Origin of the sequence: Trueperella sp. LYQ143 (genome assembly GCF_046599595.1) — a bacterium.
GTDB lineage: Bacteria > Actinomycetota > Actinomycetes > Actinomycetales > Actinomycetaceae > Trueperella.
On sequence record NZ_JBKIWR010000030.1, the window covers coordinates 1 to 11,963 of the forward strand.

The 11,963-nt window shown below is 54.9% G+C and carries 11 protein-coding genes, 3 tRNA genes and 1 pseudogene; 10 read left to right on the forward strand and 5 right to left on the reverse strand.

Going from position 1 to position 11,963, the window contains the following annotated elements; genetic code table 11:
* Positions 1 to 226: 226 nt before the first annotated feature.
* The 3 genes from ACLHIL_RS08750 (at position 227) to ACLHIL_RS08760 (ending at position 3,529) form a co-directional block, all read left to right on the forward strand.
* Entirely contained in the window at positions 227 to 1,018 is a 792-nt protein-coding gene (locus tag ACLHIL_RS08750) for a ComF family protein (RefSeq protein ID WP_411297583.1), read from the forward strand.
* Between the two features lie 183 nt (positions 1,019 to 1,201).
* Positions 1,202 to 1,870, forward strand: coding sequence for a ribosome hibernation-promoting factor, HPF/YfiA family (hpf, locus tag ACLHIL_RS08755; protein ID WP_411297584.1), 669 nt, complete (start codon positions 1,202 to 1,204; stop codon positions 1,868 to 1,870).
* Between the two features lie 270 nt (positions 1,871 to 2,140).
* Complete coding sequence (locus ACLHIL_RS08760) at positions 2,141 to 3,529, forward strand: FAD-dependent oxidoreductase (RefSeq protein ID WP_411297585.1); 1,389 nt, start codon at positions 2,141 to 2,143, stop codon at positions 3,527 to 3,529.
* Positions 3,530 to 3,770: 241 nt separating this feature from the next.
* Here the strand turns inward: ACLHIL_RS08760 and ACLHIL_RS08765 are convergent, their stop codons facing one another.
* Both ACLHIL_RS08765 and ACLHIL_RS08770 read right to left on the reverse strand, forming a co-directional pair.
* Positions 3,771 to 4,562, reverse strand: coding sequence for a hypothetical protein (locus ACLHIL_RS08765; RefSeq protein WP_411297586.1), 792 nt, complete (start codon positions 4,560 to 4,562; stop codon positions 3,771 to 3,773).
* A 152-nt stretch (positions 4,563 to 4,714) separates the two neighbouring features.
* A complete protein-coding gene (locus ACLHIL_RS08770) occupies positions 4,715 to 5,209 on the reverse strand; it encodes a YajQ family cyclic di-GMP-binding protein (RefSeq protein WP_411297587.1) in 495 nt (164 codons plus the stop codon).
* A 293-nt stretch (positions 5,210 to 5,502) separates the two neighbouring features.
* On the opposite strand from ACLHIL_RS08770, the gene ACLHIL_RS08775 reads away from it, so the two are divergent.
* The 6 genes from ACLHIL_RS08775 (at position 5,503) to ACLHIL_RS08800 (ending at position 8,947) form a co-directional block, all read left to right on the forward strand.
* Positions 5,503 to 5,583: transfer RNA gene (locus ACLHIL_RS08775), tRNA-Tyr, on the forward strand.
* 83 nt (positions 5,584 to 5,666) lie between these two features.
* Positions 5,667 to 5,739, forward strand: a tRNA-Thr gene (locus ACLHIL_RS08780).
* Between the two features lie 27 nt (positions 5,740 to 5,766).
* Positions 5,767 to 5,840, forward strand: a tRNA-Met gene (locus ACLHIL_RS08785).
* Positions 5,841 to 5,911: 71 nt separating this feature from the next.
* Entirely contained in the window at positions 5,912 to 6,082 is a 171-nt protein-coding gene (rpmG, locus tag ACLHIL_RS08790) for a 50S ribosomal protein L33 (protein WP_411297588.1), read from the forward strand.
* Between the two features lie 441 nt (positions 6,083 to 6,523).
* Complete coding sequence (locus ACLHIL_RS08795) at positions 6,524 to 7,750, forward strand: peptidoglycan bridge formation glycyltransferase FemA/FemB family protein (RefSeq protein ID WP_411297589.1); 1,227 nt, start codon at positions 6,524 to 6,526, stop codon at positions 7,748 to 7,750.
* A gap of 9 nt (positions 7,751 to 7,759) precedes the next feature.
* Entirely contained in the window at positions 7,760 to 8,947 is a 1,188-nt protein-coding gene (locus ACLHIL_RS08800; RefSeq protein WP_411297590.1) for a UDP-N-acetylmuramate dehydrogenase, read from the forward strand.
* A 75-nt stretch (positions 8,948 to 9,022) separates the two neighbouring features.
* Here the strand turns inward: ACLHIL_RS08800 and ACLHIL_RS08805 are convergent, their stop codons facing one another.
* From ACLHIL_RS08805 to ACLHIL_RS08815, 3 genes are read right to left on the reverse strand one after another with little or no spacing between them, the layout of a single operon-like run.
* The gene (locus ACLHIL_RS08805) at positions 9,023 to 9,769 is read right to left on the reverse strand and encodes an esterase/lipase family protein (RefSeq protein ID WP_411297591.1); all 747 of its coding nucleotides are present in this window, start codon (positions 9,767 to 9,769) and stop codon (positions 9,023 to 9,025) included.
* A gap of 5 nt (positions 9,770 to 9,774) precedes the next feature.
* Complete coding sequence (locus tag ACLHIL_RS08810) at positions 9,775 to 10,638, reverse strand: alpha/beta fold hydrolase (protein ID WP_411297592.1); 864 nt, start codon at positions 10,636 to 10,638, stop codon at positions 9,775 to 9,777.
* 1 nt (position 10,639) lies between these two features.
* Complete coding sequence (locus ACLHIL_RS08815; protein ID WP_411297593.1) at positions 10,640 to 11,662, reverse strand: adenosine deaminase; 1,023 nt, start codon at positions 11,660 to 11,662, stop codon at positions 10,640 to 10,642.
* 44 nt (positions 11,663 to 11,706) lie between these two features.
* Between ACLHIL_RS08815 and ACLHIL_RS08820 the strand changes: the two are divergent.
* Positions 11,707 to 11,963: pseudogene (locus tag ACLHIL_RS08820) on the forward strand (UDP-N-acetylenolpyruvoylglucosamine reductase); the annotation flags it as partial.

An 11,963-nucleotide genomic window follows, 5' to 3' on the forward strand; every position in this document is an offset into this window, starting at 1 on the left:
CACCAACAAGCCAACACCACCATACCCACCTGGGGCGACGCAATCTGCTGGAACGAACTCCACCACACCACCCCATACCACAACACCTGGGACTAACCCACAAGCAACACATTTTGTCCTATAACCCGGGTTTTCCTAAGTTTTCCACTGCTTTGCGTGCCGGCAGGGAAATCCACAATAGCTATTGGCTGCTACTAGGTGACGTGTGCATGTGAAAAACTCAGGCATGGGTAAGAACGTGAGGGAAGCGTGGGCTGATCAGCGGAGGGTCGGCGCATGCCATCGCGCCTGGCAGACCACGCTTGATCTGTGTTTCCCGCGTTGGTGTGCTGGATGTGGGGCGTATGACGAAGATCTGTGTGAGCAGTGCCGATCGACTTTTGGCAAGCGTTGGGATCGGGTTGAGGAGCACTTGCCGTATTTACAGCTTGTTTCCCCGATTGATGGGGAAATACGCGCACCTTTTCCGGTGGGAGCTCTAGGGGAGTACAGCGGTGTGCGGTCAAGAGCGATTGTTCGTTGGAAAAATACGGTGGATCAGCGTTTGGATGAGGCGTTCTATGATGTAGTGCTCTCTCGTAGCGGATATGACGAGATCGCGTTGTGTTGGCCGCATGTCATCGTCCCAATGCCATCGTCGCGGCAACGTATTCGTGCGGATCGTTATGTTGTTGGCGTGCTCGCGGCGGCGGTGAGTGCGGCAATGGGGGTGCCAGTGACCCCGATTCTGTTCTCCGCACATACCTCGTCGTGGCGGCACAGAATACGCGGCGATCGCCGGCTTTCGCGGCCAGCGCAATTTTATGATCGTCGAGTGAAGTCGAAGCTTATTAAATGCTGCGCTGGTGCCGATCTCAGCGGGTGTGACGTGTTGTTAGTTGATGATGTCGTCACTACTGGAGCGACGGTGTTGGGAGCCTGGAAAGCTGTGCAATCTTGCGGCGGTCGGGTGATTGGTGCGGTTGCGCTGGCCGCGGCACACAATCCACGGCAATTGCGTGGGCGAGGTCACATGTGAGCGATAATTTCGTATAATGGAGATACCCAGAAAGAACGTGCGAGCTTATCGCTACTATCGTCGGGAAGCTGGCACATTCAAGAGATAGGAGTGGTTAGCGCCCGGCTTTCGGGCAAACGTTCATGGGGTACAGCCATATTAGGGCGTACCGTCCACTTTCGGTCATGGCCAAGGGAGGTCATCATGGAAATCGTCGTCACGGGTAGAAACACTGAGGTTTCCGGAAGGTTCCGCGAGCATGTGGAAGAAAAACTCAGCAAAATTGAGCAGTATGCTCCACGGGCACAGCGTGTTGAAGTAGAGGTTACGCATGAGCCGAATCCGGCCCAAGCAGATACCTCGGAGCGCATTGAGATTACCGTTCGTGATAAAGGGCCGGTAGTGCGTTCAGAAGCCAGCGCGTCGGATCGTTTTGGTGCACTAGATTTGGCTGCCCAGAAAGTTTTTGAACGTTTACGCCGCAAGCATGAGCGTCGGAAGGATCGCCGTAAGGGTGAGCGTCGCGAGGAAGCGCCTGTTGATTTGCCGATTGATGAGTTGCTTTCCAAACCAGAAGATGTTGAAGCTCCAGAGGAAGCAACCCCCATCCCCACTCATCTAGGTGAGGCAGTGGAGAGCCCGCTGGGAGATTCTCCGGCGATTGTGCGCCAAAAGCTCTATGCGGCTCGGCCAATGTCTATTGAGCAGGCGATTGATGAGATGGAATTGGTGGGTCATCCTTTCTTCCTGTTCATTGATGAGGTTACTGCTCAGCCGTGTGCGGCATACCGTCGTCGGGGCTGGACGTATGGTGTTATCCGTTTGGATGCGACAACCAGCTCCTATGGCCCCGGAGACCAGGGCGAAGCCTAATATCGGGTGTGCCCTTGCTGCTGTTGCACGTGAAGTTATGAGTAATGGCGTATAGCGGCACTAGGGTTCATATACGCTGACGGATGGCGGGTGACGAATTGGTCACCCGCCATCGCGCTATGCTGGGAAGCTGTTGGCAACTGAATTAGGATGTCATGTGCGCGTATTGGCGGCGTCTTGCTCCGGCGCGCTGACGTGTTACGGCCGTGCACCTGGTAGGTTAAGCGCGAATAACACAGATGAGAAGAGCTTAAGAAGGAAGAGGTAGACGTGGCAGACCGACCGCTTCACGTTGCTGTCATTGGGGCCGGACCAGCCGGCATCTATGCGTCCGATATTCTGTCGAAATCTGGGGTAGAGGTGCGCATTGATCTATATGAAAAGCTCCCGGCTCCCTATGGTTTGGTGCGGTACGGTGTTGCACCCGATCATCCGCGTATTAAAGCCATTATTAATGCGCTGTATAACGTCTTGCAGCGGGGCGATATTCGTCTGGTTGGCAATGTGGAAATTGGTCGGGATATTAGCGTGGATGAGCTGCGGGAGCGCTACGACGCGATCATTGTGGCCACGGGTGCTGACCGCGACGCGCCATTCAATGTTCCCGGTGCTGACCTGCCGGAAGTCTATGGGGCGGCGGATTTCGTCTACTGGTATGACGGTCATCCAGACTACCCGCGCACATGGCCGTTAGAGGCTCGGGAAGTTGCGGTTCTTGGCGTGGGAAATGTGGCTCTCGACGTCGCGCGTATTTTGGCTAAACAGCCTGACGATCTCATGTCTACTGAGATCCCGCACAATGTGGAAGCCGGCTTGCGGCAGTCGCCGATTACGGATGTTCATGTATTTGGTCGGCGTGGGCCGGCTCAGGTGAAGTTCACGCCGATGGAGTTGCGCGAGCTAGGGCATGTGCCTGACGTGGATATCATCGTCTATCCAGAAGATTTTGACTATGACGATGGTTCACAAGCGGCGATGGAAAAGTCGAAGATGACCCGTCAAGTCGTTGAACAGCTAACGGAGTGGGTATTCCAAGAGGAAGAGGATATGACGGCATCGCGTCGTATCCATATTCATCTGCTTCAGCAGCCGGTTGAGATTCTCGGCGAGGATCACGTCAGCGGTATTCGGATGGAACGCACTGAACTGTGTGGCGATGAGACGGTACGCGGAACGGGCGAATACATTGATTATCCGGTGCAGGCAGTGTATCGGGCGATAGGCTACTACTCGTCACCGATTGAGGGGATCCCATTTGATCCGGTGCGTGGAGTCGTTCCGAATACGGCGGGGCGGGTGTTGAGCGAGCCTGATGGGCAAGTGCTGACTGGTATGTATGCGACGGGTTGGATTAAGCGTGGCCCGGTGGGGTTGATTGGCTCAACGAAGTCCGATGCGCAGGAAACGATTGGTCATCTTCTTGATGATTATCGGGCTAATATGTTTTCTCCGACGGCAGATGAACTGGGCTGGGAGTCTATGCAGACGATCCTGGAGAGTCGGGGGATTCGCTATACCACCTGGCGCGGTTGGGAGCTGTTAGAGGAATATGAGAAGGCGCTCGGTGCTCAAGAAGGGCGTGAGCGTATCAAGGTTGTTGAGCGGGAGACGATGACGGCAATATCTCGCGGCGAACCGCATGATGGCAAGCTCTATTAACTGTTTAATGCGACGAGCTGTGCGGGCTTGCTGGCGGTCGTGCTACGCCTTTCCTCATCGGCGTTGTAGGGATGGACGGCTCGTGAGGTAATGAGCCGTCATCGCAAGTGGTGATCGTAGCGCAGGTGCAACGGTTGCGAAGATGTGCCGTTAGGAACTGTCACAGTACAACTGTGGCCCTGCCGGAAAATTCCGGCAGGGCCACAGCTATTATTCAGTGCGTGGCGCAGTTAGCTATTAGCTATGCCTGCGGGCCACCGTAAGGCGCTGGTGGGGTCTGCGGACCTTGTGGTGCCTGCGGAGCCTGAGGGTTCTGCGGCATGTGAGGGGCCTGCGCACCCTGAGGCGGCATTCCGTAATAGCGCGGAGGAACCGGCAGACGTGGCGTTTCCTTGCGCAGGATGAGAAGGATACCTGCGGCCAGAGCGACGAGCGCGGCAAGCAGGGTGAAGATCATGCCAATGCCGATGCCGGCATCGCCGCCTAAGTAGCTAATGGCTTCTGAGGCGTCGCCGATCCTGCCCATGTCGATAAACATAATCAGCACGGTAATAGCGGAGAGGACGACCGTAGCGATACCGAAGATCTTGGTGCGTGCGTACTGCTTAGCGAACAGAATTACTCCGCACAGAGCACCGATAGCAATTCCACACAGCAAAGTGAAGATGCCATCGCCGCCGCCGTCGCTGCTAACGCCGCTGTAAGAAATGGAATCGCCGAACGCCGAAGCGCTGACCCAGGGCAAGAATGCCGAGATGAAGATAACGATTCCGGCAACGAAACCGGCCCACGTCACCCATGGTTGCTCAGCGATTGCATGTACCTTGCTTGCAGCGTTAGGAGCGGCGTGGCCTCCGTAGGGCTGCCCTGGCGCGGAATATGGCTGCTGGTAATAGCCGCCAGCTTGAGGCCCTGGATATGGTTGCTGGGGCGGTTGTGGAGCAGGGTAGCCACTGTTCGGCGGCACGGGAGCGCCGGCATTGTGTGGAGCGGGATACCCCTGCTGCTCGGGAGAGTGGTTATTTTCGCTCATATTATTCCCTTTGTTGTGCTTATTTGTTTTGTGTTATGCAACGGCGTGCACAGCACGGAGCGCGTAGCGTAAACCACAACTGCTCCTTGGCTAAGTATTGCACACCGCAATGCGATGATACGATGGTATCCACTTTTTAGTATTGTCGCGTCTTATCGGTAGTTAACAAACTGTAATGCTACGTCGAGTGGAGCGTTTTTCAGCAGGGCAATCGTGGCCTGGAGATCATCGCGAGACTTTGACGAGACGCGCACTTCATCTCCCTGGATATTTGCTTTGACTCCCTTTGGCCCTTCGTCGCGAATAAGTTTCGTGATCTTCTTGGCGTTTTCCTGGCTAATTCCAGAACGCAGCGCGCCGATGAGGCGGTATTCTTTTCCGGAGGCTTTCGGCTCTCCATCTCCGACGTCAACTTGTTTGAGCGATAGACCCCGACGGATGAGTTTCGTCTGTAGGACGTCCCACACGGCAAGCACTCGATCGGATGAATTTGCCGTCATTGTAATGCTTTCTCCGTTGCGTACGACGCTTGCTCCGACATTGCGGAAGTCGTAGCGCTGTGAGATTTCCTTTGCTGCCTGGTTGACGGCATTGTCAACTTCTTGAACGTCGTACCGGCTAACGACGTCGAACGAGGAATCGGCCATGAGGTTTCCTTTCTCAGCATTCGTAATGCGTATGCATATGCAGTGTATTGCACGTGACGGGTCTGTGGTAGTGCAGTGCTAATGAAAATGGGTGAGATTCTAGTGTATTTCTGGATTTTTCTGCAGTGCTGAAAAGGAAAATAAGGGCGGTGGCAGGAGTGGGGCGTATGGGAAATACGACGGTTGCTGCGGCGCAGAATGTGAGCATTACTGCACCGCGGTTATTGGGTTTGACATACACGGGGGGAGAACTGCTAATCTCAGTATTCGCGTGCTTGATATGCAGGCACACTGGCAGGTTTCCCGAGCGGCCAAAGGGAGCTGACTGTAAATCAGTTGCATTAGCTTCGGGGGTTCGAATCCCTCACCTGCCACGGCTGCGGCGTTGGCGGTGCAATATTTCGCACAGTTGACGAGGTATCGCACCACTATAAGTGGTGGTATGCTAGCCAGGGTTGCCCCGATAGCTCAGTCGGCAGAGCGTCTCCATGGTAAGGAGAAGGTCAAGGGTTCGATTCCCTTTCGGGGCTCGTTTCATTCTTATGAGAATGGTTCACGGCGAGGTAGCTCAGTTGGTCAGAGCGCACGACTCATAATCGTGAGGTCGCGGGTTCAAACCCCGCCCTCGCTACGATGATAGGGCATTCGCCTTATCTCCGATCAAGAAGCATCCGCTTCGCAAGCCGAACGTGAGGAAAACCAGTGGCTAGTAAGTCTGCAGACGTTCGCCCCAAGATCACCCTCGCATGCGAGGTTTGTAAGGAGCGCAACTACATCACAAAGAAGAACCGTCGTAACAACCCGGATCGTTTGGAGCTGAAGAAGTTCTGCCCGCGTTGTAACCAGTCAACGGCTCATCGCGAGACTCGCTAATCGTCTCGTTACACTGTGACCTCCGCCGGTGCGGAGGTCATTTTGTTGCCAAAGATCGTTACATCGCTGGAATGCGCCAGTCGCAGGTATAGCGGGCGTGCCCGTCATGTTCGCAATGGTGTAGCCGCCTCCCAGATGAGTTGTGAACTGTGTGCCCAGCGCGATGATTGCACCAAATTTATATGATGAATGGGTGAGGAGCGATGCACGCTTGTGTGTAGCTAGCTACCCAGCGGGCAAATACGTATGTATTTCGCGAATTTGCCCGCTAAGAAAATAGACTCAAATGTCATAATAGATAGCTGTAATCTCTGGCTGGCTTTGGTTTAGGATGATGAGGCAGGGGCAAAGTACTGCCGGCAGTATCTAGATGTTGTCATGGTGTTGTCGATATATCGGAGATCCTCTGCCTCTATTATGGCGAGGAGATAAGGAACGAAGATGAGGTTCTGTGCGGATGTTCCGGCTGAAGAATTCGACGCATTTGCTCGTCAGCATCCACAGTGTACGTTATTGCAATCCGACGAATGGGCTCACGTCAAGGGCGGCTGGAGCCATATTCTGACAGGTTTACGTAATGATGACGGAGAACTGGTTGCGGTGGGTTTGGTCTTGATCCGCTCGGTTTTGCCGTCACGGTTACGCCGTAGCGCCACCTCACCGTTAGCTATCTGGTATTTACCTCATGGCCCATTGTTGGATTATGCCAATGACGAGGTGCGCGATACGTATTTACGCCAACTTGGGCGCTATGCGCGACGCAAGCTGGCAATTTTAGTGCGTATTGATCCGTTCCTGGCGGCTGCGGCTGCTTCGCTTGATGAGTTTCCACTTCCACCCGATCCGCAGATTATTGCCATCGGGCGGCGCATTGAGCGTCTGGGTTATCGCCTGCGCAGATTTACGCCAGAAAAGCACGATAATATTCAACCGCATTTCGTATCAGTTGTTCATCGCCCAGATGGAGAATATGCTGCGTTATTATCAAAAAAGGCGCGAACGCTTGCGAATAATGCCCGCAATCGTTTCGTCACTACGGAATATGGCGGTGACGAGTGTGTTGATGATCTGGTCAACGTCATTGAGCAGACCGAAGAGACGAAAGGAATCTCGCTGCGATCTGCCGAATACTATCATCAGATTTTCCGTAGTTTCGGCGAAAATGCGCGAATTTATACGGCTTCATTAGATATTGATGATGCCTTAGCGCGAACTCGTCAAGCACGTGCCCGCGATGAGGCAGAGTTGGCGCAGTGCCCAGAACACGCAGGAAAGAAACGAAATCGGCTTACCGAGGCGATCCAGGCTGCAAACAAGCGTATTGCTGAGCTATCCGAATGTCGCGAGCGCGATGGGCAGCGGGTTGTGTTGGCGGCGGTTTTGGTGGTGCGTTTCGGCGAGTGGTCGGAGATGCTATATGCCGGAACGAATCGTCATTATGGCAATATCCCTGCTCAACATGTGCTGTGGGTGGACGCTATTACCGAAGAATTTGCCTGCGGTGCGCAACGTGTTTCTTTGGGCGGGGTCGCCGGAAAATTAGATGATTCGCTAATGCAATTCAAATCTCGGTTTAATCCGGTGGTGATTGAAAAAATTGGTGAATTTGAGCTCTCAATTATTCCGCCGCTATCGAAGATTATCGACTGGCGGTTAACGCGGCACTAGCATAGATACATGAGTTGTCATATCCCAGAGCCTTCTTCGCCAACAATAACGATCCCGCCAGTGCAATCGCAGCGGCGCCAAGGAACGCAGTGCCTTGCCCAAATGACGACGATTGAAGTCGGCGGGCAGATCTCTCAGCTCGTTGACGCCCGAACAGAAGCGGAAATCATTGAGGCTGTACGCGGTGCGGATGAAGCTGGTATGCCGGTTTTAGTATTGGGTGGCGGATCCAATGTGCTGGCAAGTGACGATCCGTTTACGGGTGTTGTTATCCGCGATATGCGTCAGGAAATCACCGAGATTTCTGAAGATAGCTGCGGTGGGGCACAGATGGAGGTAACTGCTGGGACCCCGTGGGATGAAACCGTTGTTTATGCCATTGAGCATGGCTGGATGGGCATGGAAGCTCTCTCCGGAATTCCCGGATCGACGGGTGCTGCTCCAGTGCAAAATATCGGCGCGTATGGGCAAGAAGTCGCTGAAACATTAGCGTCGGTTCGAGTATATGACCGTCAACGTCAGCGAACTCGTACCTTATTTTTATCTGATTTAGCTTTCGGCTATCGCGATTCCGTTCTTAAACGTTCCTTGCCGGAATGGGGGCCTAGTCCGCGGTGGGTTGTGCTTTCGGTGTTGTTTCATATGCGGCGGGCTACGCTTTCGCGTCCGGTTGGTTATGGGCAATTGGCTGATGTGTTGGGTGTTGAGGTGGGGCAGCGTGTTCCGTCTGCTGAGGTGCGTGCTGCGGTTTTGGAGTTGCGTCGGAGTAAGGGGATGGTTCTTGATGATTCTGATCGTGATACCTATTCTCTTGGTTCTTTCTTCACTAATCCCGTTCTTTCTCCCGAACAAGCAGATCGCCTTCCGCCTGAAGCGCCACGATTCTCGGTAACGAAAAACGCTGCGGTCAATCAGATTGGGGCGGCAGCACCAACGATCCCTGGGCAGGTTAAGACCTCAGCGGCGTGGTTGATTCAACATGCTGGTTTTCCAGCAGGATTCAATATGCCTGGTCCGGCTGCAATATCGGAGAAGCATTGTTTGGCATTGACGAATCGCGGTCAGGCAACTGCACGTGAGATTGCCGGCTTGGCAGCGCAGATACGCCGTGGGGTGTATGAGGCATTTGGCGTGAACCTAGTGCCGGAGCCAGTGTGCATTGGCCTATCGGAGGAGCTGGGAATATCGGCTGAATAGCCACTATGTGGCAATCCTGTAGGGAGCATCAGAGCGTGGCTAGGTGGCAGTTCGCTAAAACGAGATAGCAGCTAGCTAATCACAGTCGGTAAGTGGGGCACATGCGATGAGCTCATTTAAGCAACGCGCAATAATATGAGGTAGTTGCCGATCGCCAAGCGGTCGAAAATGCCCAGATCTTCCCAACGTGATGTTGTGTGCGCCGCTGAGGAATGACCCCTGGGGGATATGTGGGTCCCATTGCGGCGCAATGGAATAGATGCGTGAACGCAGGCGTGTTTCGCGCGCATCCGTCCAAGGAATATACGTATCCAACCCGCCAGGTGCTAAACGGGCAAGGTGGGCGTGCGAGGGAAAGAAACGAGCTAGCGTGCTGCCATTCCACGGCGCGGCAAGAGCAATTAGACCATGCACGGCCGGTGGATACTGGGATAGCACAGCGCGGGCGACGAGGGATCCTTTCGAGTGGGCAAGAAAAATAATTGGCAGATCGCTCGGAATATCAGCTAATTCGTCGAGGGCACGTTGAGCGAGAAAAGGAACCGGCGCCCGCATACGCCCTAGATGCAGGGGAATAACGTGTGCTCCCCACGAAGTGAGCATGGTAGTGATCGACTGAAAATATCGGGGAGTCTCGTAGATCCCTGGAAAAAGAATGATTCGCGCTCGCGCGATAGCGGGCACAGCTTGAGATGATGTCGAAAATACGCGAGATGTGAGACGCACACCGAGAAGATTGTTTGCATACCAGGTGTAGTCGCTCGCAGTGGCGAGGAGTCGAGTTAAGGGATGGTGAGATCCGTTTCGGTTTCTTGCCTGCATGAGATCTACTTTGTGTTTCGGTGCTGTGCCAAGCGGGCTAATTCGTCGGGCTGCATAAGCGAGATCGCGCATTGGGCGACGTCGTCGTCATCGTTGTAGAGCGTAGAGTGAGCTGCCCCCAAGATAGTGACGCTTTGGGATTGAGGCAGATTCTGTTGGAGAGTTTTGATCCAGCTAGGTGGGGCAAGATAGTCATGTTGCCCGCGAAGGAAGATGATGTCGGCGTGCTCTGCCAGGGAAATCCGATTCTCGATAGGGTAGCGGAGCATGATAGGCAAGGTGGTAAAGAACCAGTCTTTAGCACAGCGCATATATGCCAGCGCTGCCACCGCCATGAGATTTCCTTTCTCGTAGATACCGGATTGGAGGTATCGGGCAAATGCGATAGGGAGATGACGTTCAGCGGCGTTAACCGGCGGGCCAATCAGGCAGGCGCGCCGATATTTTTGGGGGCGACGGGCCAGTAGCTCGGTGGCAATCTGAGCGCCCATAGAGTGCCCGATGAGAATAGGGTCAGTGATCCCGTTGAGAGCGAGGGCAGCATCGACGATGGCTGCAAAGCCAGCGATAGAGCGTGCGCGCTGCGGGGCCGGGAGTCCTGCTGATCCGGGCATATCAAGCAGGAGGACTTCGCCGTATTCGGCAAGCGTGCGGGCGAGTGGCTTCATATATCGAGATGACATCCCGATGCCGTGAATGAGAACAAAAGTGACGCGCCCATCGCCAGGGGTGTCTTGTTGGCGGCGGTTCAGCCCCGCAGCGAGCGCGTTGAAGCGGTGGATTCGGATAGACATGCCGGCGATGTGAGCCAGGGTATGTTGTTCGGGGAGGAAATGGAGCGCTGCGGGGCGGTGAGAATCAGTGGTCATTTTAGATTTCCTCGGTGGCAAGCCATGCGTCAATTTCGCGGTTCCATTGAGTTTTTGCCTCGATTGTTGCCATTGAGGCATTGACGGAATCGCGGGCAAGTTTGGCGAGTTCTATATCGGAAAATCCTTGTTCGCGGGCGGCGACGTACTGATCGAGGAGGCGCGATCGGAATAGGAGTGGATCGTCGGCACTCAGTGCGATTTGGGCGCCTGCGTCAGAGAGGATACGTAATGGGACTTTTTCCATGCGTTCGTAGACCCCGAGGGAAACATTTGATGTGGGGCATACTTCGAGGGCGATTCCGGCGCCCACGATTCGGGCTAAAAGGTCGCGATCTTCGGCGGTTCGCACGCCGTGACCGAGACGGGTGGGTTTGAGATAGGTGATGACGTGGCGGATGTGTTCTGGTCCGAGTAGTTCGCCGGCGTGAGGTACGCTGGCGAGTCCGGCGTTGCGGGCGATAGCGAAGGCCGGTGCCCAGTCTGAGGTGTCGCCGCGGCGTTCGTCGTTTGATAGACCAAAGCCGATGACTTGCCCTGGTCCATTTCCAGCGTGTTTGGCGGCGAGTCGTGCAAGGGTGCGCGCGTCAAGTGGGTGCCGGATTCGTGAGGCGGCGACGATAATGGCCACTTGCACGCCGGTTTCCTTAGATGCGCGCGTAGCCTCATCGAGGACGATTTCTAGGGCTGGAGTGATACCGCCGACGAATGGCGCGTAAGAGGTGGGATCTATTTGTAGTTCGAGTCGGCGTGAGCCTTCAGCGGCGTCATCTGCGGCAGCCTCCCGCACGATCCGACGCATGGCGGCTTCACTGCGAACGACTTTGCGGGCCGCGTCGTAGGCGCGTTGGAAGCGAAACCAGCCGCGTTCGTTGGCTGGCACCTGGAGGGCGCTGGTGTCGGTGAGGTTGGCGGGCAGGCGCAGACCTGCGTCACGGGCAAGATCGGCGAGTGTGGATAGGCGCATAGAGCCGGTGAAGTGCAAATGGAGGTGCGCTTTGGGCAGGCTCGTGAGATCTCGCATGGTCATATCCTAGCGGCTTCATGTTATTGGGCTGAATTGTTGTTATGCCTAGTCCGCGGTGGGTTGTGCTTTCGGTGTTGTTTCATGTGCGGCGGGCTACGCTTTCGCGTCCGGTTGGTTATGGGCAATTGGCTGATGTGTTGGGTGTTGAGGTGGGGCAGCGTGTTCCGTCTGCTGAGGTGCGTGCTGCGGTTTTGGAGTTGCGTCGGAGTAAGGGGATGGTTCTTGATGATTCTGATCGTGATACCTATTCTCTTGGTTCTTTCTTCACTAATCCCGTTCTTTCTCCCGAACAAGCAGA